We start from the raw sequence: 25,010 nt of genomic DNA, 5'->3' as shown, positions 1-25,010 counted from the left end.
CCTTACGTTGTCGTATTAGATAAACTATTTAATGTCTATTGTGCACAAATTAATCCTTAAATGCCACTCATAACATTTAAACGTTAAAATAAAAGAAAATTCAAAAGAAACATCCCCCTATATAAAAACTAGGGGGATGTTTTAAGCAGAAGACTTCAAATTTGAGACAGGTCCTTTGTTTGGCTTCGGTTTTAGCTGACCAAGCTTGTTTTTCAGATAATCTTTTAATGCGCCGCGTTTTCTCTTGCGTCTTTTATCACGATTTTTAATGGGAATCTCCTCCTTTCCTTTTAGTTTTAAGACCTGTGTATTAAATGGATTCTTCTTTTATACATAAAATCCTTTTGAATTCTCAAACTTACCTTCATGTAATTCTTTCCTTTTTATAAAAAAAGACCAAAGTATCAAACTTTGATCAATCAAGCTACATACGTAATCGACCCAATAGTGGAAATAATAGCGCTGTTTCTATCGTACCAAACAACAGGTTCGTATCTAACGGCAAAATAACTCAGATGAGAGGTGTGAAGCCTCACAATTTCATCTGACAGGTAAGCCGATCGCTTTGCGTCGTCTTTTCGCTTTAAATTTAACACTTCAATAATTCTTTCCTTCGTCGTAATTCCAATTCCATGACCAAAATATAGAGTCTCATCTAATACAATGGTGTTTTCACCTTTCCACTGAGGAGTATCAGAGTTATAATCAGGATTTTTAAAATATGCACAGTCTCCTGGCAAGTAGTCAGACCCTTTATAACCATGAAGCTCAAGATCTTCATCGTATTGCCAATCGTGTAAGTAAAGATCAGCAAAAAGCCGGTTAAAGTTTTCTTTTCCAATATTGTTTAATACGGCTTTATAAAAGATGATGATAACAGCCATCGCGCATTCAAACGCATATTCGTGCCCGTTGTAAAAAATATCATCAATGGCTTTATTCGGAGAAACTGTAGGCAATAGCTGAAATCCTCCATCATCGGTTCGTTTCCAATACTTTTCGTTACACCTGGAACGTGCAAATGTAGCAAACCTGGCGCCGCTTTTGCGCAGCAACACAGACGATTCAATAATTTGTAATTTAACAGATACATCAAAATCAAGCTGGTCAAATGTAGCATACTCATACACTTCCCTATAGGCATCCATCTGTTTTAAAATGTCTGCTTTTTCTTTCGTTAACGAACTATTATTTAGATCACTTATTTTCACAATTTGTTGGTTAACTTTAATCATAGACGTTCTCTCCTTTACAGAAAATGATATCAATCACTTTCTCTAACAGGATATTGATAAAAAAAGATTTTGTGTATCTTCATTTATTTAAAATCGTGAAGATTAGAAAAAACGATGTTCAGGACTTTCTTGATCAGTTTGAGAAACAGTTAACTTTACATACGTTCAATGGCAAAGAGTATTATAGCGCCGATAATTTAAGACAGACTATTAATGCTACTGAATAAGCACATAAGCAAAAAAGGTCTTGATGTCTAATCAAGTCCTTTTTATTTATAACTGTATCAAAAAACTTGATCATTTCACGTCAAAGTTGCTGCTATAAAGGTTTCCAGCGAAAGTTCCATCATAATTTGTTAGCGGTTTGGTTATGTGATATACAGCAAGCTTATAACGGTATGTGCCATTAGTATCAACTTTAAAACTCGTTCCAAATTTCTCTCCAGAGACTGCATACCATTGGGATGCAGATTGCACGTTCACCCATTTACCATTCTCTAAATGCTGCAATTGACCAACAAGTCGTACCTCAAATGAATTATGGTTAATAAACTTCATAATGATTGGTTCTTCTTTTGTCCAATTTGTCTTAGTTGAGTTAACTGATACACCGTATGATGAAGCGGCATCAGCTTCTTGAATATGCCCATTTGGAACCAATGGGAAATTTGCGACGGATCCTATTCCTAAACCACCTAATGTAATTACTCCGGCTATTGCTACTCGCGTTACTCTTTTCATATCATTTCCCCGTTTCATTATAAGATTATAGGCTTTATATCCTCTATAAAACCTATTAATTTATCATTATAGTACAAAAAATAGAATATTATGGGTTATTTTGTAAAATACCTTATTAAACTAAGAGTTTTAAATAACACTATTGAAGATTCTAAACACTAGATGCAAAAGATATTTTACCTCACATACGCCTAAAAGGAAGGAATTAAGCTGGGATTCTAGCCTATATAAGGTTTAATCCATAATTGTGGTTTATGGTCTTATAACAATAACGAAACCCCAACTTGTGGTCTATAGAATTGCTGCTTGCAAAGAGCAATATTCATACTGAATAGTGTTATTTAGTTTTTTCTCCCACAAGTGATTTTTTTACTTGAAATTACAATAATAAATTAACTAATAAAACGTAATAATATAGCTATAACTACAATTTAAGCGATTAATAATACTTTTTTAAAGCTTTTCTACTCTAGTTCTTCACCTCTGTCTTGACTATTAAATGGTCAACTTTCTCTTATCGAGATCGTTTAAACGTTCATCAGACTATTCAAAGGGTATTCTAAGCAGCTTATATTAAAGCTCTACTTAGTTAAAGAAAATGAAGAATTTACTGCAGTAAAAGAACGGATTGTAAGACATTTCGAAGAACAAGAGCACAGTATGGAGATATACTAGGTGACGATATTAATCGTTTTTAAAGAATACGAAGCCAAACAAAACAAGCTGGCATTTTAAATGCGCAGCTTGTTTTGTTTTCAGGGTATAAGATATTTATACAAAATTGGAAATAAGAACGGACATCTTTACTACTATTGTGTTCCTGTTTGTAAATTTTATTTCTAACATAAAAAGCTAAATGAACATATCTTTAATGTTAATTTTCATAGAGAACACGTAATTTGTACTTCTTCTTAGAGGTAGGATTGTTTATAAAACGGATCAAAATGCACTCAAATGTGCTTCCATGGAACTCTCCTATTAAATGTTCATTTAAAAAAGTATCTAATAATTGCAAGGAAAAGTTATTTTCTTCTTTCGTTTTAAAATCCTTATACTCAATCAAAAATCTCATTGGAACCACTTTGAAATATACAGTATATTTTTACTATACATTATATTTTAAAAAGCAGTCAACGCAAAGCATACAGCCAGTAAAGGGCAGATTTATACATGATCAATCAAACTTCACTTCTAGACAGAGGTTATTCACCTGGACACATTGAGATAGAATTGGAATTTGATTCCGTTCCCTATATTAAGGAGCTATACAATATAAAGAAGGAAGAGAAAAATATCTAAGGTATCTTAATCTTTTGTTCTTTTATTATAAAATAATCATTTGATGTTCGCGTTAAGTTTCCTTTTGCCACTTTTCAAAAACAATAAAAAAAGGCAGCAGCTTAACTTATGAGCTGCTGCCTTTTATTTATAGAAACACAGGAAGAACTTTTAACGATACCAAATCGTTTTATCTTGGTATGGAATACGTTTTGATGTAGCTTCTTTATTAGGATGTCCGACGTAAATTAAGCCTAGGAGCTTATCACCGTCTTCTAGAGATAAAAAGTCATTCAGTTCTGTCTGATAGACAATTTCACCGGTTCTCCAAATTGTAGCTAAACCTTGTTCTTCCGCTACTAATAGCATATTTTGTATGCCTGCCGCTACGGCAGAGATTTCTTCAATTTCAGGAACTTTTCCTGAAGGACTGACTGCTACAGCAATAATGACAGGAGCACGAAGCGGGCCTTTTTTAGCTTTTGTTGTTTTTTTCAACGCTTCTTCTTCACTTAAGTGAGCAGTTTTTTGTTTCATAATACGTTCCATTTCGTCTCCTAAACGAACGCGTGAATCCCCTGTAATCACTCGGAATTTCCATGGCTCTGTCTTTTTATGGTTAGGAGCCCACGTGCCAGCTTCTAACATAAGGTTGATAGCCTCTTCTGATACGTCTTTGTCTTGCATAGCCCCAATCGTTCTTCTGGCTTTAATAATATCTAATACGCTCATGCTTTTTGTCTCCTTTTCTACATTCAATTTATTAGTATAGGTATGTATATATCTTATACATAGAATAATTGAAAATCATTCTCACTGTCAATTGTTTTGCCCTCATTCGGGTCGCGATAAATAAATATGCCAATTTTTTAAGCGTGTTTGTTTTTTTTAGCAGGTTTTCTTTTAATTATTTGGCAGTTCCGGCAAAAAAAAAGATTTGGAACATAAAGTCCAAATCGTTTTTTTATCTTATACCCAGCCGCGGAAACGAGAAGCTTCAGCTGATTTTTTGATTCCGGCCATGTAAGCGGCGAGTCTCATATCTACGTCATTTTCCTGAGCGATTTGATAGATCGTTTCAAAGGAATCTACCATTACCTTGCGTAATTTGTAAGCTACTTCTTCTTCAGACCAGTAGTAGCCTTGATTATTTTGCACCCATTCGAAGTATGAAACCGTCACGCCTCCAGCACTCGCTAAAATATCTGGCACTAAAAGCACGTCTTTTTCATCTAAAATGCGCGTGGCTTCAAGCGTAGTCGGTCCGTTCGCTGCTTCTACTACAATAGAAGCTTTAATGCGATGAGCGTTGCGAACCGTAATTTGATTCGAAATGGCTGCGGGCACTAAAATATCACATTCTTTTTCTAATAGTTCTTCGTTTGTCATCACATTGGTAAATAAATTCGTTACGGTACCAAAACTGTCGCGTCGATCAAGCAGGTAATCAATATCAAGACCAAGCGGATCATAAAGAGCTCCGTATGCATCTGAAATACCAATTACTTTTGCTCCTGCATCATGCATGAACTTAGCGAGAAAACTGCCGGCATTTCCGAAGCCTTGAATAATAATTCGCGCTTCTTGCAAGTTAAGGTTTTTCTTTTTAACAGATTCTTCTATACAAATGGTTACTCCTTTAGCCGTTGCAGTTTCGCGTCCTTGAGATCCTCCGAGTACGATAGGTTTTCCGGTAATAAAACCAGGAGAATCGAACTCACGCAGTCGGCTATATTCATCCATCATCCACGCCATAATTTGAGAGTTTGTATAGACATCCGGTGCAGGAATATCTTTAGTAGGCCCAACTATTTGACTGATGGCTCTTACATAGCCGCGGCTGAGTCGTTCTAGTTCACCAAAAGACATGTTTCTTGGGTCACATACAATTCCGCCTTTACCGCCGCCGTACGGAAGGTCGACAATCCCGCATTTTAAGCTCATCCAAATGGATAATGCCTTCACTTCTTCTTCATTTACTTCAGGATGAAAGCGTACGCCTCCTTTAGTAGGCCCGACAGCATCATTATGTTGAGAGCGGTAGCCGGTGAAGACTTTTACCGATCCGTTATCCATTTTAACCGGAATGCGAACCGTCATCATGCGCAGCGGTTCTTTCAATAAATGATATACTTCTTCACCATAGCCTAGCTTTTGAAGCGCTTCTTGAATAACCGTTTGAGTAGATAAAAATAAATTAAGTGATTCCTGCTCTTGCTGCTGTTCTTTTTTTAATTCACTAGCTGTTTTTGTAATGGACATTCTGTTCACCCCATATTTAATCATTGAATTTTCTCAACGATTTAACATGCAATTCCTGTGCCAATTTCCGCTGCTTTACAACGCTTTTACATTATAAATAATCTACATTAACAAGCCTTATATTCCCTGCATAGGCTGATATTAGTATATACTTAAAGAAATAAGACAAACTATTGATACTGCAAAGGAGGAAAGTGCTATGTTACATGAAAGAAGAGAACAAGAACGAAACAATCACTGTATAGAATGCTGTTCCATCTGCGGAGAAAGGCTAACATCTTTTCAAGAAAAAGAAATCTTTACATGCGACAGTTGCTTTGAACAGAAAGTCAACGATGTGCTTTCTGATCTGTAATCAGGAACTCTATTTTTTAGAAACAGGTGTCACAATATTAAAGTTTGGATCGATAGAATCCTGACAAGACAAAAAGAAATCCCATTTCGATTTATCTCCTTGAACAAATATGACCGAGCTATAAGAGTGATCATTTGTAGTTGTGAGTCGATATAAGGTATCTTGCCACATCGTTACCGTCACCTCAGCTTTCTTTCGCGTATCTCCAAGATACCTAAAGATTCCATGCTTAAGTTCTGTGAGAGCTACTTCATTACGATCGGGTATCACAAACAATATACGATAGTTACATGCACCTGCCTTTAATCCATCTACGCGAATGCTAAATAGTTCTAAAATATTTTTTAAAGGAAGTGTATCCCATACTTCTTTTGTGATAATGTTGGCAGGCAGCGGTATATTACCTAAACGAAGCTCTTTAGCTCCTGTTAAATACTCATTTCGCCAAGGGCCAGACTCAGCTGTATACCCTAGTTGTTCAAGCGCGTCTGCACATAAAAGTTTTGCCTTTACATGGTGAGGATCAGCGTAAATAACTTGTTTGGTCACTTCAGCTACCCATTGATAGTCGCCTTGTTGAAAACAGCGCTGCGCTTTTTTGACAATGTTGTCCGCTCCCCCCATATACTCTACATACTTCTTAGCTGACTCTTCAGGAAACAGTTTATTTAAATCTACAGGATTGCTGTTATACCAGCCCATATAGCGCTGATAAACTGCTTTTGCGTTGTGGTTAACCGTTCCATAAAAACCGTTGGTATACCACTCGTGAGATAGGATTTCTGGCAGCTTCATCATTCGGTCGACGTGATCAATGGTATATCCTTGATTCATGAGCCTTAATGTTTGATCATAAATATATTGATAAACATCTCGTTGATTTTCGATATAGGTAATACACGACTCGTTTCCGAACCTTGGCCAATTATGTACCCCAAATACAGTTGTTAGTTCTTGGCCAAATAAATCGATTGCTTGCTGCAGGTATCTTGCCCATGCTGCTGCGTCTCTTACTTTTGCTCCTCTGAGCGTATAGAGGTTGTGCTGAGTGGCCGTACAATTTTCTGCAATACACAGAGACTTTTCACTAGGAATATAGATGTTCATTTCAGCAGGCGCTTCCGTTCCTGGCGTAAGCTGAAACTGAAATGAAACGCCGTCAATTTTCTTACTTATATAAGAATGATGTTCAGAAGGACGAATTTCTTCTATTCCTTTAATAAGCGTGATTGTTCCAAATGAAATTTCTTTTCCGATACCGTTGTCAATTAGGCCTTTTTCATCGCGCCGCAGTTGAATACCGTACATATATTGACTTCTTCGTGTCATTGCTGTTGCTGCCGTGACGTTTTCATCGATAACCGCATCCATAAACCCAGCAGGAGCATAAACTTTACTAGTTTTATTTTGTGTTGAGTCAGGTAATACCCCTAAAACTCCACCGTAATGGTCTATATGTGAATGTGAAAAGATAACGGCTCTAACAGGATGCTTCCCGCAGTGCTGGTTTACTAGTTTAAGCGCTTCTTCTGCTGTTTCTCTTGACGTCAAGCAATCAATAACAATCCATCCCGTTTTCCCTTTAACAAATGTAATATTAGCCATATCAAAGCCTCTCACTTGAAAGATATTTTCAGTTACTTGATATAAGCCGGCTTGTACATTTAATTTTCCTTGTTCCCACAGTTTAGGGTGGACAGTAGCAGGTGTAGATTGTTCAAATAAAAAAGCGTACTTTCTTAAATCCCAAACAGGATACAGCTGATTCTTTTTGGAAATCAGAGGAAAAGGTACGCGTACAAGAGCTTGGTAATCCGCAAGATTTTGTTCTAATTTCACTTGTTCCCAGTCTATGTTTTTATAAGTCTCAGCATTAGTCGCTGCAGTCTTTTGAGTAGCATCTTTTCGGTGAATCGTTAACTCCTGTTCATAATCAAACAGCATAACCCCCTCCTTTTTATTACTTTATGCGTAAAAATAAGACGAAGTACAAAAAGGGAGGGAAAATAGAGTCAACAAAAAAAGAAGATGCGCTTAGCACGCATCTTCTTTTTTATACTGAATGTTATGTTTGAATAGTCGAGTATTCTGTCTGAATTAGACAGCCTAGCATTTAGTATAACGATTGTTTACCAATGTGCCTTTTGTAATTAAAACAAATCTTCCTTCTAAGGTGCTCAATACGTTTCTTGAAGTGGCTGTAAAACAATGCATGTGTACAGTCTCTCCTTTCTTGTATTGACCTTACATAGAATGTATACCCTCGAAAAAATAACTGAAACCTAATTAAGAGATTTTTTCAAAAAATAATAAATCCATTATGGTTAGGCTCTTTTGTCACTATTTTTTCACCCAGTTGTCATTATCATCTTTTTTGTACTTCGTTTTCACCGCGTTCCAAGCAACTTTGTGAGCGGTAGCTTCTTCTTTGTATTCATCACTTGCGGAATTGAATGCTTCTTTATAAATTTCCTGAGCGTGATGAGGAAGATTATCTCTTACTCCATCCGGCAGCTCTTTTAATGAATTGTAAGGCATGACAGTATTCCTCCTTGAAAACATCTGTTACTACTGATTTACCTGTTTTCAAATAACATAAACATTTAATAAATATAGTCCCTATACAAGTCGGACTGAGTGACCTTTTTATAAGCGAGTCCGTGTTTTTTAGCAAGGGCTTTTACTTCATCTACACAGCTTTGAGCGCTTCTTGGGGATACGTAAATTTCATTGATAAGCTGATGTAAATTACATGTAAGGAGGTTACCATGCTCGTGAGAAAAATCATACGATCTTTTTTCAAGGATATCCATTCGTTTTTGCCATTGATTTGCGGAAATACCTTGAATTTCGAATAGCTTTTGCAGCTTCCAAGCGTGTATACGACTTGCTACAATAACAAGCCTCAATTCATTTTCATGCTGATAGGATTTGCGCTTGTAAAATAATGTGTCATATACAGAGTGGCTGATCATTTCTTTTTGAAAGTCTATGTACTGCACTTTGCCAGAGAAGATTTTATAGCGTAAATCTTTAATACTGCACAATAAATTTTCATAGGTGGTTTTAATAGCTACGCCATCATTCCCCCTTAAATATAGGTCCCACATTCCAGCGGCTTCGTAATCATTGATATGCCAGGATGAAACAGCGGAAAATTCGTGGATTTTTCTTATATAGGTTCTAGAGGTACGGTTATGGCGTTCGCCTTTTTTCCTTAACTCTTCTATGTTCCACATTGAAGAGCATCCTTCAAGGGGGTCCGAAAATGCATCAGGTTTTGCGAAAAAAAGCGCATTGGTTTCCAGTAAATCTTGAAAATCAGACAGCGGCATAAATCGCCACACCGTCGGATTATTGTGCACCTTATACCGTTCATCATAATCGTCATAGCTAGATTCGAATCTTTTGGCATATTCGTACGCTTTCTCTCTATAAGCTAAATCCATTGGTTTTCCTCCTCCGAATGCATATTCATACTCGAATTATAGCACTTAATTGTTGTAATTTTCAAAATTATCCACTTGTATTAAGAAAGTTCTATTATCAGAAAAGAAGACACGCCTCAACATTTACAGCGTGTCTTCTTATTTAATGAAATGAATGTTTTGCTTAACACTTTCACTTTCCGGCTGATTTAATTCCAATAAATAAATTTCATCCGCTCGAAAATCAGTATTCTTCATTTCTTTTTTTAAGGTACGAATAAAGGCAGCTGAACTTTTTCCATAGGCTTCAAAATAATGAAACGTGTGTACAACAAATAGAATGGATGCTCCACTGTAATCTTTTTTGCTCTTTTTTTGGATGTTTTCTAGTACTTTTTCTATATACTCTTCTACAGAACCTTCCGTCTGGATACGGGGTAGAGCAAAATTTCCTGAATTGACCCTCTGTGCATCTTCAAATTCCAGTTTCCCATCTTTGTAGGAAGTAATTTCAATTCGTTTTTCAGTACCATCCGGCTGAAGAATTAATCCGTCGTATCCTTGACTTCCAATAATAAGCTTCAATTTTGAATTCCTCGGACAATAAGAAGATTGGCTGAAGCAATAAAGCGGATAAAACTCTTCAAAAAACTTTTTGAAACGCCCTTTTTTAAGTCGAGCTAATTTTATATATTCTCTGTTTTGATGAATCATTTGCTGCGTATGTTCAAAATACTGCTTCATTTCTTCTTGCGTTCTGTACACATCAAGATCTTTAAATAATTCATCCATCTTTTTCACCTTCAATCCCACCAACTAAAAAAGTCTTCTTACTTAGTAGATACATATTCATAAATGTGTGTGACAATTTTCTTTTTTTAGAGATATAGCTTTTTTAAAACAAAACGTGCACACTTTTCATTTTTTTGCATATCCTGTTATTCGTGCGTTCAATCACGAGCGTACGTTTCAGCCTTTAGTTGTAAAAGATGAACCGTAAAGTTACAGCTGATGGCGGATGATATGCATTTGATTATTTCATAAACTATAACAAACAGGAAACTTAACAATAATTGAGGTGTTGGAAATGTTTGATAATGATTACGTAGTGAAAACCATTTACGATTTACATGTAAAACGTACAGAAAGAAAATTAAAAGTCTTCTTAACTTATTTTTATCATAAAAAATAATATGTATTTATAGACGGTAATATATGGTCAGTTGTTACTTGGAGTTTTTTATAGGAAGAAGAGTTCGATACAAATAAAAAGGAATAGCCGGCAATCCGCTATTCCTTTTACTATACTTGCAATTCCCGAATAAGTTCAGCAAGAATTTTAATGCTTCTATCGATATCTGGTAAAGAGGCATAGGCGTAAGAAAGCCGAAGATAACTGCCGGTTTCTTGTGCATAAATACTTCCAGAATTAAGCAATATTCCTCTTTTTAAAGCACGAGAGTATAAAGATTTCATTGAAATAGAAGGTTGAATATGCACCCATATAAAAAAGCCTCCTTCAGGATTCGCCCATGTTGCTATATCTCCTGCATATGTTTCTAAAGCATTCAGCATAACTTTTCTTCTTGTTCGCAATTCCGTTCGTACAGTTTCCATATGCTGTTGATATAAGCCATTTTCAAACCATTCTGCTGCCACTCTTTGAGACAATGAGCTAGATCCATAATCCGTTTGCATTTTAATATCCGCCAAACGCTCAATGACTGGTTCTGGGCCGACTATCCATCCAATACGCAATCCTGGGCTTAATGTTTTAGAAAGACTGCTAACATATAACACATGTCCATTTTTATCTAAAGCCTTTAATGGCAGCGGAGGCTGTTTATTTAGCCATAATTCGCGGTATAAATCATCTTCAATAATAGGAAGCTGATGTTCCTCACATTCTTTCAACAAATCATAACGTCTTTTTTGAGACATTAATGTTCCTGTTGGATTATGGAAACATGGATTTGTATATAAAATAGCTTGCCCTTCTTGAGGGTCGGCGCGTTTTATAGCTGTTACTTTTATTCCTTCCTCATCCATAGAAAGACCTTTAAGTTTCATTCCGGCTGATTGAAATACATGTAAGGAGTATAGATAAGAAGGTTTTTCTAGCAAAACCGAAGAGTTCTTTTGCAGCAGTCCAATTGAAATAAGCTGAAGAGCTTGAAGAGCGCCGGAAACAATTAAAATAGAACCTGGAGAAGATTCAATCCCCATTGTTTTCATATACGCACTTAACTCTTTTCGTAAAGGAAAATACCCCTTTGGTTCTTCGTATCCCAAAACCTCCATATTTTCTGCTACTTTTTCTACGGCGTATTTCATTTTGTTTTTAGGAAATATGTCAGGCGAAAGCTCTCCTTTGCTTAATTGAATAAGGTTTGAGTTAAATTCAGATTCATTAATATCTTGTACCATTGCTTGACTCGGACGATGCATACCTGATTTCACATGAACATTCCAATCGGGCGGAGTCGTAGCTAAAAGTGTCCAGGTATTATTTATAACGATTGTTCCCTTTCCCATCTTACCTTCAATTAAACCGTCCGCTGTTAATTCCTCTAATGCCGTGATGACCGTACTTCGGTTAACATCGAACATAGCTGCAAGCTTTCGCTGACTAGGAATTTTACTTCCAATCGGCCATTCTCCACGGGCAATTTTCTCTTTCATAAAATCAATGATTTGCTTGTATTTTGGATAACTCGAACTGTTCTCTTGATTCATACATTTACTCCTGTTTTTAAAGTGGTTGGGTTAATTGCTTTTAAACTGGTTGAAGACATTTTATCAAATGTTTATTAACATGGGAACCACAATAGATACTGGTTGGATTCAAAATGAAAAATGGAGATGAATAGGCATGAAATTAACGTTTAGTCTGGTGTTCTTACATATACTGATGATTAGCTTATGGGCTTCAGCATTTCCAGTTATTCAAATAGGGCTGGAATCGTTTTCTCCTCAGCACCTCGCTTTTGTTCGGTTAAGTATTGCTTCTGTAGTGCTGTTAGTTATTGCAATAGCCACACGCATGCCCTTGCCTGACATAAAAGATATTCCACTTCTTTTAGCGCTCGGTTTTTTAGGTTTTACCGTATATCACACGGCATTAAACATTGGAGAAAAAACGGTGAGTGCGGGTATTGCGAGTTTACTGGTCTCGACTACTCCTATTTTTTCTTCGCTTTTAGCTATTTTTCTTTTTCAGGAGGAGTTCGGAAAAAGAAAATGGATTGGATCTGCAGTAAGCTTTGCGGGTATTGCACTTTTAACCTTCAGCAAAGAGAATTTTGTACACTCAGTTAATGGAATCTTACTGATTCTGCTAGCTGCCCTTGCAGAAAGCGTCTATATAGTATGTCAAAAAAAATTATTGGAAAAGTATGGTTTCCTTTCTTTTGTGACGCACAGTATTTGGGGAGCTACAATTTCTATGCTTGTTTTTTTACCTGGGTTAGAAACGGAACTTGCACATATCTCTGTCAGATCAGCAATAAGCGTGATATATTTAGGATTATTTCCAACCGTTATTCCCTATATGGTACTCGCTTATCTGACATCGCGTATAGGTTCTGCTGAGGCTGCCATTTCTCTTTACTTAACTCCTGCGCTGTCCTTTTTCTTAGCGTGGCTGCTTTTAAAAGATATCCCGAGTGCAGCTTCCATTGTTGGAAGCATCATTACGTTATGCGGCGTGTTGCTTACACATAGTAAAAGAAAAGTAGTGGTAAAAGAGACAAAGTTCACAATGCAAAGATAATGTATATGTTTTAAGAGATTCTCTTAGAGACTACGTTTTTTATTTATATATTTTATTTAGAACATATTTTAATTTCTTCTTTTTGCAGTTTAATTAATAATTAATAAAAAAGCGCCTTTCTTTAATCTTGGTTTAAGATTTAAAGAAAGGCGCTTTTTTATGTAGTTTCTAATTCTGCTTTTATTTTCCCAGCCACTGCGTGAGTCAGCTGCTGAAGATCGTAAATCTCTTCTCCTGAAAGTACTACATGTCCGTTTAAAACGTGGTTATGTTTATATGCTCGATACGTCACTTCAATACTTTTTATCGCACGCTCTACTTCATCATTCACCATAATGCTTTCATAGTGATAGGCTAGTGTTTCAATTCGAATCTGCGTATTTTTCATATTCATTCACCCTCCATGAGCCGTTGACTAAAAATATGACTGTTAGAGGTGAACTATACATAGAAACTTTTTTGTTACAACCTAATTTGTTATTTAGAACATATTTTAATTACTTAATTAATGTCTGCTATTCTTTTTTATAAAATTCCAAAATAAAACCCTGCTCCGAAGAGCCGGGTTTTATTGCTTGTAGTACCAGCCTTTTTTATCTAAAAACTGCTTAACTTTCACAAAATCCAGTCCAGCTGCGGTAATTTCAGCTGACGGATTACCTATTGCATGTACGTTTAATTCACTGTCAATTCCTTCGTTTTTTAAGAAAGCCCGAAACTCTGTTTCCATGTCTTTACTTAATCCGCCTGTTTTAATTGTAACTAGGATAGGTTCTACGTCTTTCATTTGCACAAATCCGCCTGGAACAGCCCATGCTGCATTCGTATAGCCATATACGCTAAATACCGTGCCTTTTTTTATAGTTCTGAAATTCTCTGTTACATTGGCATATTTGTAGACTCCAATATCCTTCTTCGCTTTTACTTGAAAAGAATACTTATCTCCGAGTGAAGTAACCTTTGGTAATGATTCTTCGACAGAATTGCTTACACCCTTAAGCAATTCCATCATTTTAGCTAATGTTTTCTCATCAGCTTTTCCAGTTAACGTTAATCCATACTTTTCTTGAAAAGCTTTAACAGCTGCAACAGTTTCACTGCCATATTGACCATCGGTTCCTTGCTGAGAAAGCTCAAATCCTAACCTAATTAAGTTTTGCTGCAGTTCTTTTACAGCTAGTCCGCTATCACCTTGCTGTAATTGTGCTGATGACTTGTTATTTCCCACCATCGTAATGCCCGTATTAATACTATTAAAGAAATTCAAATCCATTTCATTGATATCAACATTGCCTTTAATCCCGTTCACTTTTCCTTGATCTGTATATTGAAACATAGACCATCTATCCCAAATCTCCGTATCACCTGGGTTAACGAATCCTTTAGAACGGTTACTTCCACTGTAACGAGCTACCCATAGCGGATATCTTGCCACAGCGTTTGTAAAATTGGATTTAATAAAACTATACCCCGTGTAAAGAATAGGCGTAATACTTGTTTTCCTTTCAATGTACTCCATCCATCTAACTGCAAAGGCTGTGACCTGCGCTTTTGTTTTCCCTTTATTTTCTTCCAAATCTAAGCAATGAGGCAAATCAACCTTCATGCTGCCTAATTTTTTTAAAAAGAAATTAACTTCTGCAATGGGATCATTATCAGCATGAGCAAAGTGATAAAAGCCTACACGTAGACCTGCATTTTTTGCTCCTATATAATTATCATACGAATTTTTATCTAAGAAGGTTGTACCTTCTGTTAATTTAATATATGCGCCTTTTACACCATCCGACGCCACTTTTGTCCAATCAATTGTTCCGTTGTGATGAGAAACATCAATGACCTTAATATTTTGATTATTACGGTTTTGCATTGCTATCACTCCTTCATACAAACTATGAATAAAAAAGGAAATGGCAACTGATACAGGCCTATTAAATAGATTTTAGGCTTTATAAAAAAACTACAATAAGAAGGGATTTTGGTAGCCTTCCCTTATTATAAGAAATGAATTTGTGCAATTTTATAAAGTGAGAAGAGCTATATTCGTTTATACTAATAAGATAAATCTTATATTTCACATGCTTATGATGTGTATTAAATCATAAGTGTTTGATGTTTAATGACCTTAAAAAAACTAGTTATTTTATACTGGTATGCAATGATTAATAAATAATTTGTGGTCATTTATGTGGTCAGTGGTCAATTTTTATTGGCCACTTTTTTTATACGATTAGCATCTGTATTATAGCTTTTGTTAACATTGGCAGCAAGCCAGCCATCATATAAACGTAAATGTCGGCATTTAAAATGGCATCATTTTTCACTCATACAAAATCATTCTAAAAAGGAAAATATTTTATTGATTAGAAAATGTTCAAATACAAAATATATAGCTGTATTCAATCCATTTAAATAAGGAGGTGAACATGTCATGAAAAACAACATTCAAATCTTACCGATTATAGCTTCTGTTGGTATCGGAGCAGCTGCTTATAGTATGATGACAGGACGTGGTGGACAACTTCAAAATATGATGTCTCTTCCTCAATTGTCTAATATGAGCAATATGGGTAGCATGGGGAATCAAGGAAGTAATACAACGACCAACCAACAACAAAACCCATAATACAAAGCTCTCCTAACTATAAATGGGAATTCATTATTATAGCTGTATTAAGAAACGCTCACCTGTAGCAATGCTTTTATTAATAGTGATAGTAGCTGAATAAACACATAAGTAATACTCGTTTTTGTCAATCAACTAATACTTTTCTTACGTATATTTTAAATATTTACTTCCTCATAAAAAGAGAAGCCCCTTATAAATATAAGAAGCTTCTCTTTTATTGTTTTTTCTTATTCATTATGCATGGATACGATTGCCAGGACGTATTCTTCTCATAATAAAACTTACAATTAACACTAAAATAATGGAACCAATAATAGCAGGTATAATAGCAAATCCTCCAATGTCTGGTCCCCATTCTCCAAAGATAAGTCCACCTAACCATGCTCCAATAAAACCCGCAATAATATTTCCAATAATACCTCCTGGAATATTGCGTCCTGTAATTAAACCTGCTAACCAACCAATAATGCCTCCAACAATTAGCATCCATATGAATGACATAAATTATAACCTCCTTTTTAAATTACAGCCTTTATTTTCTCCCAAAAAAGAGGTCGGTTATTCACGGAAATTTTGTCCCCCATAGAATCAAGAGGAGCTTAGTTTAAGAAAACATCACATAAATTAGGTTTAATACTATCATTCGACTGGTTAAGCACACGAAACAAATAGGAAAATCAACGAACGCAAAAGTGAGCGTATTAGAAAACAAGAGGTTTAAGTAATATTGAAAAGCCCTTGGATTTTTGTTAAATCCAGGGGCTCTTATTTTTTGCAAACAGCATTGTGAACCATTAATATATGTGTACATTAAATCTGTTGTTACCATAATTAAAGTTATCGTTAGTCTTCAACTTATATATCGTAGAGAAAGTATGCTTATCTTTTATTGGTTAGATATGCCGTTTTTCATTTGGCTTCTACTCGTCATTGTTTGTACGGCTGCTGGTGTCATCTTAGTTCCACGCCCTCTTGTTATCCCATAAGTGGCAACAGCCCCAATCCCAAGCCCCAATAACGAAAACATCCCGCTTCTGTTATTCCGTCTCTTCCCAAATATCCCTCTATTATTGCGACCGAAATTAAATAAGGAAGTTAACCAGCGTAAATTGTTCATTATGCGAATACCTCTTTTATATTTGTTTGAAAGAACATACTCTTCCAACGCCTTTATTTTTTGACGACTTTACTTATATATACTGGAAAATGATACTACCCCTTTTCATTTTCATATTATTCCCTGTAATTATTCTTGAAAATAATGCGGATTTTAAAAGATATACGAATATTACAAGGAGTGAAGACAAGATGAAGAAAAGAAAATATTTATTTGGTCTCCTATCAACCATTTTATCTGTAGGATTCCTTTTTGGTTGTAATGATAAAAAGGATGAAGCTGAGCCTGATCCAACTGAAGAACCTTCGGAACAAAAGGCAGAGAACAATCGTAATAACAATAGACCACTAAATGTTGGGGACCAACTCGATAGAAATTGGAATGATAAAAAGGATGAAGCTGAGCCCGATCCAACTGAAGAACCTTCGGAACAAAGAGCACAGAATGCTCGTAACAACAATGGGCCACTAAATGTTGGATATGATCCTAATGGGGATGATAATAATAATGACAATAATCAAACACGATTAGAAGTAGCTGATAAGGCTGCAGATCGTATTGCTAAATTAGACGAAGTAGACACTGCGAATGTGATTGTTACAAACCGAAATGCATACGTGGCTGTTGTTTTAAAGAATGGAGCAAACGGAGAAGTGACCGATCGTTTAAAAAAGAAGATTTCAGATCAAGTTAAAGCTACAGATCGGGATATTCGAAATGTATATGTGTCATCCGATCCTGATTTTGTGAATCGTATGGAAGGATACGGAAACCGGATTAATGAAGACGCGTCAAGAGATGGTCTATTTGAAGAGTTTACTGAAACCGTTCGAAGAGTATTTCCTAACAATCGTTAAATTAAAAGGATGATGCGTAGTAAGTCAATTACTATGTTCTAGAAAAGATAAACCTCCTTGGATTATAAGGAGGTTTCATCTATGTTTATCCTTCTCCACTTAAGAGGGATTTTTTATTATATATTTTTTTAATCCGCAATTCGCACATTTACATAAGACAATATTTACGTATTTAGTCTTCATCACGATCTGCTCTAAATGCATCATCGGATACTGAATTTAATTGATGGTTAAGCTTTTCGAAGTTATCTTGTTTTACCTTATTTATCATAGTAGCTTCACTAGAAATATTAGTTTTTTGTCTAGTATCTGCATTTCCACTAACTCCAAAACCAACATTGTTATCTGTCATAAAGATTCACCCCTTAATTATATTGTGTAGAGGTTATCTAAATAAATAACAGGGAGTAAGAGGAAATTATTAAATATTCTTTTTCATACCACAGTTGGTACATTCACGCAGAAACCTACCGCCGTCCACGCTGCTTTTAATACAAGGGCTAACTATACTAACAACTCTTCTTTTTGTTTTCATATAAAAATTTTGATTCTATCTCTGAAATTAATTTTCCAAGGCCTTGTTTGCTTAATATTAATTTCCCATTCAAAAACTCAAGATTATCTTCTGATTCTTCACCAGTCACTAAACATCTCTTAATAACATTGGTTTTAATAACAATTTTTTTCATTACAATAGTATCTCTTCGCTTATGTATTTCTAAATAGTCATTTTCTTTTAATGATAATTTCCCTCTTATTTGTTTTGGAATAACAACATATCCATTTTGATGTATATGTCGTCTAATAGGTTCCAATCCGTTAACAGTTCCTAAAGAATCAAACTTTCTTACCACAATATCTGCATTATGTATAAAGAACTCTATACTTGGGTTATTCTTACTAGGGTTTAATAAAGTAATAAATTCATCCGATAATTGAATCTTTCCTGACTTCTGAACTCTTACTTTAAGATTCATATACGATCCTTCCTTCATTAAAATACACATTCAACATCATATAATAAAAAGGGTTTAGATAACAAATACTATTCTTCATACCACACTTCGTACATTCATGCAGGAACTTATCACCTACCAATTTCTTTTCCGCATCTAATACATCTCCCAGAAGAAATTTCTATTTTATGCTGATTCTTAGCCTTACACTTGAAGATTTTTTTAAAAAACTCTCTCACTTTAAATTCTCCTTTTACCAGGTAAACAAGCTGTCATAGTCATTTGACCTTAGACCTTTGGTTTTACATCTGAGTCTTTCGATTAGTTTGCCTGTATTTTATTGTTATTATTTTACATTTAATTATATAATTAGAAATATATGAATTTTTTACATAAATCAGTATAGTTGATAAACGAGGAAAGTTCACTAGGTCTTACGATTTATTTTACATATAAATCCATCCAATACCTAAGATATAATTAAATAACAATTACGTTCCAATTGAGAGTCAAAAGATATATTTCAAATTACTTGTTGCTATAAAACACTTACGCTTATATGCCTGAAAGGTTGAATTACTATTTTAGTTCGTTGTCGTACATAAATTCCTTGTACTGAATTTATGTACTCTCTTTTATGTATAAGGCTTGTAGTATGATGAAATACCAGAATATTTTACTACTGAGCTCTTATCATATAACCTCGTTTAGATGCTTCTAGTTTTCTTTTTAATCACCTTCGCAAATTCACTAGTTTAGGGCTCTAAGTACTTTTCGCCTCGAAAAGAAATGAATTTCTCGTAATCTTTCATTTTTTATTATCATTTATTTATCCGCTAAATAAACTCCCCTGAAACTATTTAAAAAAGCATACACATTTCCAAAGCATCTACATAGTAGATACTCCCTGACTTAACGACAACTAAAAATACCTATAACTATCATAGTTGAAATTTTTAGAATAGCGTTGGTTCTGCATATCTACGTCATATAGAACGTCACGATAACCGCCACTCAACTCTTTGATAAATAGGAGGGCGCAGTATTAAATATCAGAATTTGTCCTTTAAATATTTTTTGATTGTTATTGAAGTTTATTGGAAGGAGCTTGTTCACTATAAAGCGAATTTATGACATAGGCGATGAAAATGAAGTTAATTTGTAAAACCGACAAAATTATTGAAGAGGAAGGATATCTAAAAAAACATGTAGCTAAAAAAGTAGGTGTTTCACCAACTCAATTATCTAATTGGATTGCAGTTAATAATTATCCAGGTGCTGATAAATTATTTATGTTAGCAAAGGTGCTAAATAGAAAAGTGGATGATTTATACGAATTTGATAAAGAAGATGGCTCAAAGAAAAACTAAAAAGGTGGAGATACACTTGGCAAATAGACCTCCAGTAAAAAAGGACATGAAAGAGCGATTAATTAAAGAGGCTGGAATGAAATGTGCAAATCCAGGATGTACTAATTATCGGGTTCATATTCATCACATTCAAGAGTGGGCAATTTATAAAACCCATGATGAAAAACATATGATAGCTATATGTCCAGCGTGTCATGATGAAGTACATTACGGGGTTCTAAAAATTGATGATGCAACCGTCTATCGGTGGAAAAATATAAAAAGAACAAAAAATAATAGAGATCAACTATTCATTGAACCTGATTTAGATTCTAAATTATTATTAGGAACTATTAATGTCACAGGCCCATCGGGTGTAACTGTATTCGAATTATCCAATAGTAATAAATTAGGGTTTAAGTTGGTAGATGGAGATATTTTTTTAATGAATTTGAGTATCAGAGATTTAAAAAATGAGGAAACAATCAAAGTAGTGGAGAATCATGTAAAGTATAAATTAGATGAGAAAATAGAGTATACAAGAAGACCTGGAAGAATCAAAATCACAACATCAAACTTTTTAGATTTTATACCATTATGGGCTTTACCTAAAATGCTTAGCATAGGTTATTCTCTTGAAAAAGGTATTTTAACTCTTTTGGATGTAGAAGTTATGGAACCGGGCTTAGTCAAAGTTAAAGGCCTTTGGTCAGATAATAACCAAGTTGTACTTATTACAGATGAGGCACTCTCTTTTATCTTTCCATATATAGAGAGACCTTTAACACTTATAGGTGGTGAAAGCACCACTTATCGACATATGGGCAAAGTTTCAAAGAGTCTTTTCGGCTTTAAATAACTAATTTAAAATCAATTCCAGGAGGGAATATATTTTTTTAAAAAAGGGTCCTCAGCATCTAACTGCAAGACCCTTTTTTAGATATTTTCACTTAACAATGAACATAAGTTAGTAACCTTTAGATTTCAATACAGCTTGTAGTTTACCTTTTGTATTAGGACCGTATGTTCCATCCACTTCATATGGTAAGTAAACTTTCTGGAAACGTGTTACAGCATCTGTTGTCTTAGCTCCATAGATTCCATCTGCTGCACCACACTTAAAATACACAGCATTTAAAGCCTCCTGAAGCTGTTTGATTGCGCTCTTATCCGTTGAACCTACCTTAAGCACCCCTGAAGGAAGAGGATATTTATATTCTGACTGATTTTTTTTAGGCGTTTCTGGAGTTGGTGTATAAGTATTCTTTGCGGTACCGAATTTAATTGTTTGACCGATTTTTAATTGAGATGGTTTTACATCTGGATTAGCCGCAATTAAATCCTCTACAGTAATACCTTCCTTTCCATCTTTTAAAGCAATAGACCAGAATGTATCTCCTTCTTGAATTGTATATAAGCCAGGTACTGGATCAGGTTGTTTAGCTTCTGGAAACATATCAGATAGTACATCTTTAAATGCCTTATTGTAATCAAATACGCAGCATGCTTTCCAGCTATACCCGGGCATTTCGCTATGCGCTTTGTCATACTTACCAATTCCATCAGCTATTAAAGCTTTATGCAAGTCAATAATAGAACGAATAGTTGCCTCACTAAGCTTATCCGCACGATAATCCCCGATAACACAGATACCAAGTCCAATGCTGTTGCTATTTCCAACGTGATAGCTTTTCTTAGAAATGTCCACGCAATAATAAATAGTCGCTTTTCCACCCATAACATGCTTAGGATCAATGATTAGATGGTATGCAATTTCTGGCCAGCCGTTTGTTCGTACATGAAAGTCAGCAAATGATTCAATTTTAGATCCACCAGCTGATAACTTAGTCAATGAGTGGTGCCATACACGTGTAGTAATGGATTTTACACCGTTCTTACGCTTGCTATAAGATCCTTTATGAACTAATTTACCCCGTTTATCAACTAATTGTGGTAACTTTTCAAATACGTACATTTTCATCTTCCTTTCGGATTTTAGTTATATAAAAAAGCCACTCAACGAAGAGTGACTTATTTTTCTTCTATTTGTTCACGAATATCTTTAATTTCTTCTTGCATACCAGATACGCTTTGCTCAATTTGCTGTAACGTATCAGTAGTGCGCTCCACATGACTCATGAGTCTATCTTCACGTTCTTTTGATTCTTTAATTGTTTTAAAGAAAAGCCAAATAAACAACGCCGCATACGGGCCTTGTTGAGCAATTGTATTTAACATAGGATCCATTATTATCCCCCCACCTTTTATAAAATAAAAAGAGCCTAAGCCCTCTTGTCTCTCTGTTTAGACATAAAAAATAACGATGCATCAGCATCGTTTATCGTTGAATTTATTTTAATAAAATCTGCAACCATCCGAATAACGAAATCCAAAGAGGAATGCCGAGTAGGATTCCCCATAGTAAACCCTTAAACACATTACCTTGTTCAATAATCATGTTATTCCCCCATTTTTAAGAATTGTTTTATGAAAGCGTTATCATTTGTTATATATTTCTCTTTCTACTCTCATAAACCCTTTTTTTATCCCTAAAAAATAACGCCCTAAGCGTTTGAGTTACACTAAAATACAACCCTCATATTCGGGTAAGGATTTTACCAATTCATAGGCCTTGTTAATAATTTGAGATAACAAAATACCTTCATTTTCAATAAAGAACTGATGCTTTCTTGTTGCTAAAGGGTTCATTCCCTCTTCTTTCGATGTTTGATTGGTATAAATAAAGACCGTACACTCAAGTAAAGACGTCTCGTTATTATTTCCACTTAATGTGTAGGATTCAATGGAATGATATGCATCTTGGATTGTAAGACCAACTCCCGACAACTCAATAGGTCCTTGTAAAGCCATATACATTCTCCTTTCACGATTTGGTTATAGTCATATACGTATCAGTTGTATTTTCTTCGATCGTCACAGCGTCAGGTGAAATGATATAAATTTCTACTTGATCATAGGCATTTAATTTAACAGGAACTACTCCTCCTCCTAGAAAAGCTCCAGATCCTGCACCTATTCGTGCCTCTGGAGCTCCATTTACATAAAGCATCAAGGAGCGTTCTTGGTTAGAAGGAGTGGTTAATCTAACATGTGCTCGCACATTATATACACCCGACTGTTTAGCTATAAATTTATAGGTGTTTGTATCGTACTCTTCTCTGAAGTCATTAAGTCTGTTGTTAAAAATCACCTTATTTGTTCCAGAGGCTACTTGCTGTGCCCCTTGCCTTTTGACTCTGACAAACGTGATATCTTCTAGCGCATCTGTTAAAGCGCCACTTGGGAGAGTAGGAATGAGTGGTTGATCAGAATACCACGCATAGTACGCACCCGTCTCATTTGATACAACGTGATAAGGGTTAAAGAAAATCTGGTCAAAGGCATTGTTAATTTTCATATAAAATTCCACTCGTGTTGCTTCTGCATCATTTTGGATAGTCACCGCTTTGATTTGATCTGGAGAAATGTTGGCATAATCCTTAATCCTTAATTGGATGATAGGAGAGGTTCCCATTGCTCCCTGTTGTTTTACACGTAAAAATAAATGACCTCTTTGCGAGGTTGTATATCCACTATTTCCGGACATAAATACCGATCGAGCGATTGCATATTTATATTGTTGCGTCAGATGAACAACACCTATTTTCGCCCAATAATACTGTGTTTCAGGCTTAGATTCTACTGTATGAAAACCTTCTGTTTTTGTATAAAACGGATGTGCATCTTTATCATCAAGATGTTCTGTATTGAGCACCTGACGTCCGTTTACAAACAGAACTTCTTTATTATAAACTGCCACCTAGCTTACCCCCTTTGTATGTGTAATCCAATCTGCAAATACTTGTGCAGAGGGTAGATTTTCAAATCTAAAAGCGTCAGTTGTACTAAATGCTAGTCGCCACCAAAAGAATCCTTTTAACCAACTCACTTGGCTAGTCCATATCCGAAAGATAGCATCAACATATAACGCTTGCTCATTATAATCAACGGTAGAGCTAATATTGTAATTGGCTGGATCTTGAGTGGCGCCTTTAAAAATCGTACAACCAATCTCTGTAAACAAGACCGGTTTCCCATGTGATTTTTGCCAAGTAGTTAATTTTCGAATATAGTCCTGCCCCTCTGAACTTTTTGTCCATGCAGATCCTACTGTAGAAATGCTAGGAGTAGTACCTGGAAGAGTAAGCTTGAAATATACATCTAACCCTGCATAATCTAAAAGCCCCCAAAAAGGAACGACTAAGTACTCTTCTTGATCTTTACTACTCATTGCCGTGGCCGCATACGTAAGTTTATTTTGATAAGCAGAACGAATAGCTTGAATAACGGTTGTCCAATTAGATTGATAAACTACCTTCGTCATATTTTTTAATTCTGTACCGATACAAAACAATTCAACATTTTCATTTTGAGCCATTTGTGCATAATGAAGAATAAATTGCCGATAAGAAGCAAACCAAGCAGCCGTATCGGTTGGGTTGATTTCTCCACGCCATGTACCATCATTACAATCCACATGAGGCTTTAACATAACTTTTAATCCTTTGTCCTTCGCTTGACGAATAATAGCTAAAACATCCTCATCAGGCACCGTTTTAGTTGTATGACGTTGAATAGTAGTTGACGTCTTTGTATCTTGAAACCAGGTAACAACAATTGCTACACTATCCATAGAAATTTGTTGAACGTAATTTAACAAATCCGTTGCACGAGTACTTTGATATTGACCTGAGACAATAGAGGTCATATTAGCTCCATTGTATTCAAAGGCATCTGCCTCTACAATTTCACCATTTAAGTTATTGGTATTTACTTTTTGGAATTCATCAACTGAAACTCCATTTTGCTGTAACTCTTCTAATGATTTATACGTTCTATTAAAAAACCAATTGAGCCATTCTGCAGGTGGACGATTAAGAGCCCCCCATCCCTGATCTTTTACCGTACTAGGAGGCTCTTGACCACTATTTTTCCACTCTGGAAGTGGAGCATTAAATCCCATCTTGTTTC

The 25,010-nt window shown here is 35.3% G+C and carries 27 protein-coding genes and 1 riboswitch; of the genes, 6 read left to right on the top strand and 21 right to left on the bottom strand.

The features are described from left to right. Nucleotides 1–419 precede the first annotated feature (419 nt). The 4 genes from ACN6NE_RS23895 to ACN6NE_RS23880 all read right to left on the bottom strand — a co-directional run bounded on the left by ACN6NE_RS23895 (nt 420) and on the right by ACN6NE_RS23880 (nt 5,516). Complete coding sequence (locus tag ACN6NE_RS23895; protein WP_474327668.1) at nt 420–1,235, bottom strand: protein-glutamine gamma-glutamyltransferase; 816 nt, start codon at nt 1,233–1,235, stop codon at nt 420–422. Nucleotides 1,236–1,532: 297 nt separating this feature from the next. Continuing rightward, complete coding sequence (locus tag ACN6NE_RS23890; protein WP_474327666.1) at nt 1,533–1,976, bottom strand: hypothetical protein; 444 nt, start codon at nt 1,974–1,976, stop codon at nt 1,533–1,535. A gap of 1,449 nt (nt 1,977–3,425) precedes the next feature. Then, nucleotides 3,426–3,986: a nitroreductase family protein gene (locus ACN6NE_RS23885; protein ID WP_129709426.1), complete on the bottom strand. Its 561-nt coding sequence runs from the start codon at nt 3,984–3,986 to the stop codon at nt 3,426–3,428. 237 nt (nt 3,987–4,223) lie between these two features. After that, nucleotides 4,224–5,516 carry a Glu/Leu/Phe/Val family dehydrogenase gene (locus tag ACN6NE_RS23880; protein WP_474327663.1) on the bottom strand — a complete coding sequence of 431 codons (1,293 nt, stop codon included), beginning with the start codon at nt 5,514–5,516 and terminating at the stop codon, nt 4,224–4,226. 199 nt (nt 5,517–5,715) lie between these two features. On the opposite strand from ACN6NE_RS23880, the gene ACN6NE_RS23875 reads away from it, so the two are divergent. After that, on the top strand, nt 5,716–5,871 hold the full coding sequence (locus tag ACN6NE_RS23875; RefSeq protein WP_474327661.1) for a hypothetical protein: 156 nt from the start codon (nt 5,716–5,718) through the stop codon (nt 5,869–5,871). Nucleotides 5,872–5,880: 9 nt separating this feature from the next. Here ACN6NE_RS23875 and ACN6NE_RS23870 read toward each other — a convergent pair whose 3' ends face one another. The 5 genes from ACN6NE_RS23870 to pdxR form a co-directional block, all read right to left on the bottom strand. Beyond that, nucleotides 5,881–7,815, bottom strand: coding sequence for an alkyl/aryl-sulfatase (locus ACN6NE_RS23870; protein ID WP_474327659.1), 1,935 nt, complete (start codon nt 7,813–7,815; stop codon nt 5,881–5,883). 396 nt (nt 7,816–8,211) lie between these two features. Further along, nucleotides 8,212–8,409, bottom strand: a complete 198-nt coding sequence (locus ACN6NE_RS23865) for a ChaB family protein (protein ID WP_013083246.1) — start codon at nt 8,407–8,409, stop codon at nt 8,212–8,214. 65 nt (nt 8,410–8,474) lie between these two features. Next, nucleotides 8,475–9,320, bottom strand: a complete 846-nt coding sequence (locus ACN6NE_RS23860) for a DUF2971 domain-containing protein (RefSeq protein ID WP_129709417.1) — start codon at nt 9,318–9,320, stop codon at nt 8,475–8,477. A gap of 138 nt (nt 9,321–9,458) precedes the next feature. Beyond that, on the bottom strand, nt 9,459–10,091 hold the full coding sequence (locus ACN6NE_RS23855) for a hypothetical protein (RefSeq protein ID WP_013057129.1): 633 nt from the start codon (nt 10,089–10,091) through the stop codon (nt 9,459–9,461). 510 nt (nt 10,092–10,601) lie between these two features. Further along, nucleotides 10,602–12,035 (bottom strand): MocR-like pyridoxine biosynthesis transcription factor PdxR, encoded by a 1,434-nt coding sequence (pdxR, locus tag ACN6NE_RS23850; RefSeq protein ID WP_474327655.1) that lies wholly within the window; start codon nt 12,033–12,035, stop codon nt 10,602–10,604. Nucleotides 12,036–12,171: 136 nt separating this feature from the next. On the opposite strand from pdxR, the gene ACN6NE_RS23845 reads away from it, so the two are divergent. Further along, nucleotides 12,172–13,071 carry a DMT family transporter gene (locus ACN6NE_RS23845; RefSeq protein ID WP_474327653.1) on the top strand — a complete coding sequence of 300 codons (900 nt, stop codon included), beginning with the start codon at nt 12,172–12,174 and terminating at the stop codon, nt 13,069–13,071. Between the two features lie 157 nt (nt 13,072–13,228). On the opposite strand, the gene ACN6NE_RS23840 is transcribed toward ACN6NE_RS23845, so the two are convergent. Both ACN6NE_RS23840 and ACN6NE_RS23835 read right to left on the bottom strand, forming a co-directional pair. Next, nucleotides 13,229–13,459, bottom strand: coding sequence for a hypothetical protein (locus ACN6NE_RS23840; protein ID WP_240702679.1), 231 nt, complete (start codon nt 13,457–13,459; stop codon nt 13,229–13,231). 180 nt (nt 13,460–13,639) lie between these two features. Next, nucleotides 13,640–14,941, bottom strand: a complete 1,302-nt coding sequence (locus tag ACN6NE_RS23835) for a GH25 family lysozyme (RefSeq protein ID WP_474327651.1) — start codon at nt 14,939–14,941, stop codon at nt 13,640–13,642. A gap of 561 nt (nt 14,942–15,502) precedes the next feature. Between ACN6NE_RS23835 and ACN6NE_RS23830 the strand changes: the two genes are divergently transcribed. Then, nucleotides 15,503–15,697 carry a hypothetical protein gene (locus ACN6NE_RS23830; RefSeq protein ID WP_474327649.1) on the top strand — a complete coding sequence of 65 codons (195 nt, stop codon included), beginning with the start codon at nt 15,503–15,505 and terminating at the stop codon, nt 15,695–15,697. 237 nt (nt 15,698–15,934) lie between these two features. Here ACN6NE_RS23830 and ACN6NE_RS23825 read toward each other — a convergent pair whose 3' ends face one another. Continuing rightward, nucleotides 15,935–16,201 carry a GlsB/YeaQ/YmgE family stress response membrane protein gene (locus tag ACN6NE_RS23825; RefSeq protein ID WP_474327647.1) on the bottom strand — a complete coding sequence of 89 codons (267 nt, stop codon included), beginning with the start codon at nt 16,199–16,201 and terminating at the stop codon, nt 15,935–15,937. A 385-nt stretch (nt 16,202–16,586) separates the two neighbouring features. Further along, nucleotides 16,587–16,817 carry a hypothetical protein gene (locus ACN6NE_RS23820; protein ID WP_474327645.1) on the bottom strand — a complete coding sequence of 77 codons (231 nt, stop codon included), beginning with the start codon at nt 16,815–16,817 and terminating at the stop codon, nt 16,587–16,589. 191 nt (nt 16,818–17,008) lie between these two features. On the opposite strand from ACN6NE_RS23820, the gene ACN6NE_RS23815 reads away from it, so the two are divergent. Continuing rightward, nucleotides 17,009–17,674, top strand: coding sequence for a YhcN/YlaJ family sporulation lipoprotein (locus tag ACN6NE_RS23815; RefSeq protein WP_474327643.1), 666 nt, complete (start codon nt 17,009–17,011; stop codon nt 17,672–17,674). A gap of 172 nt (nt 17,675–17,846) precedes the next feature. Here ACN6NE_RS23815 and ACN6NE_RS23810 read toward each other — a convergent pair whose 3' ends face one another. The 3 genes from ACN6NE_RS23810 to ACN6NE_RS23800 all read right to left on the bottom strand — a co-directional run bounded on the left by ACN6NE_RS23810 (nt 17,847) and on the right by ACN6NE_RS23800 (nt 18,651). Next, complete coding sequence (locus ACN6NE_RS23810) at nt 17,847–18,026, bottom strand: hypothetical protein (protein ID WP_097826695.1); 180 nt, start codon at nt 18,024–18,026, stop codon at nt 17,847–17,849. A gap of 69 nt (nt 18,027–18,095) precedes the next feature. Continuing rightward, nucleotides 18,096–18,209: a DUF8096 family protein gene (locus ACN6NE_RS23805; RefSeq protein WP_474327641.1), complete on the bottom strand. Its 114-nt coding sequence runs from the start codon at nt 18,207–18,209 to the stop codon at nt 18,096–18,098. Next, the gene (locus ACN6NE_RS23800) at nt 18,184–18,651 is read right to left on the bottom strand and encodes an AbrB/MazE/SpoVT family DNA-binding domain-containing protein (protein WP_474327639.1); all 468 of its coding nucleotides are present in this window, start codon (nt 18,649–18,651) and stop codon (nt 18,184–18,186) included. The genes ACN6NE_RS23805 and ACN6NE_RS23800 overlap by 26 nt, the downstream gene beginning before the upstream one ends. A gap of 235 nt (nt 18,652–18,886) precedes the next feature. Then, nucleotides 18,887–18,971: riboswitch (cyclic di-GMP riboswitch) on the bottom strand. Between the two features lie 807 nt (nt 18,972–19,778). On the opposite strand from ACN6NE_RS23800, the gene ACN6NE_RS23795 reads away from it, so the two are divergent. Continuing rightward, a complete protein-coding gene (locus ACN6NE_RS23795) occupies nt 19,779–20,000 on the top strand; it encodes a helix-turn-helix domain-containing protein (protein ID WP_474327637.1) in 222 nt (73 codons plus the stop codon). A 16-nt stretch (nt 20,001–20,016) separates the two neighbouring features. After that, the gene (locus ACN6NE_RS23790; protein ID WP_474327635.1) at nt 20,017–20,838 is read left to right on the top strand and encodes an HNH endonuclease signature motif containing protein; all 822 of its coding nucleotides are present in this window, start codon (nt 20,017–20,019) and stop codon (nt 20,836–20,838) included. A 108-nt stretch (nt 20,839–20,946) separates the two neighbouring features. Here ACN6NE_RS23790 and ACN6NE_RS23785 read toward each other — a convergent pair whose 3' ends face one another. The 5 genes from ACN6NE_RS23785 to ACN6NE_RS23765 all read right to left on the bottom strand — a co-directional run bounded on the left by ACN6NE_RS23785 (nt 20,947) and on the right by ACN6NE_RS23765 (nt 25,002). Then, a complete protein-coding gene (locus ACN6NE_RS23785) occupies nt 20,947–21,954 on the bottom strand; it encodes a peptidoglycan-binding protein (RefSeq protein ID WP_474327633.1) in 1,008 nt (335 codons plus the stop codon). Between the two features lie 56 nt (nt 21,955–22,010). Beyond that, the gene (locus ACN6NE_RS23780; RefSeq protein ID WP_474327631.1) at nt 22,011–22,226 is read right to left on the bottom strand and encodes a BhlA/UviB family holin-like peptide; all 216 of its coding nucleotides are present in this window, start codon (nt 22,224–22,226) and stop codon (nt 22,011–22,013) included. 330 nt (nt 22,227–22,556) lie between these two features. Further along, nucleotides 22,557–22,850 (bottom strand): hypothetical protein, encoded by a 294-nt coding sequence (locus tag ACN6NE_RS23775; RefSeq protein WP_474327629.1) that lies wholly within the window; start codon nt 22,848–22,850, stop codon nt 22,557–22,559. Between the two features lie 13 nt (nt 22,851–22,863). Continuing rightward, entirely contained in the window at nt 22,864–23,799 is a 936-nt protein-coding gene (locus tag ACN6NE_RS23770) for a hypothetical protein (RefSeq protein WP_474327627.1), read from the bottom strand. Further along, complete coding sequence (locus ACN6NE_RS23765; RefSeq protein ID WP_474327625.1) at nt 23,800–25,002, bottom strand: glycoside hydrolase family 113; 1,203 nt, start codon at nt 25,000–25,002, stop codon at nt 23,800–23,802. It abuts the gene before it with no gap. Between the last annotated feature and the right edge of the window lie 8 nt (nt 25,003–25,010).

This window comes from Priestia sp. 53B2 (assembly GCF_056099005.1).
This window is presented reverse-complemented; position numbering and strand designations above follow the sequence as displayed.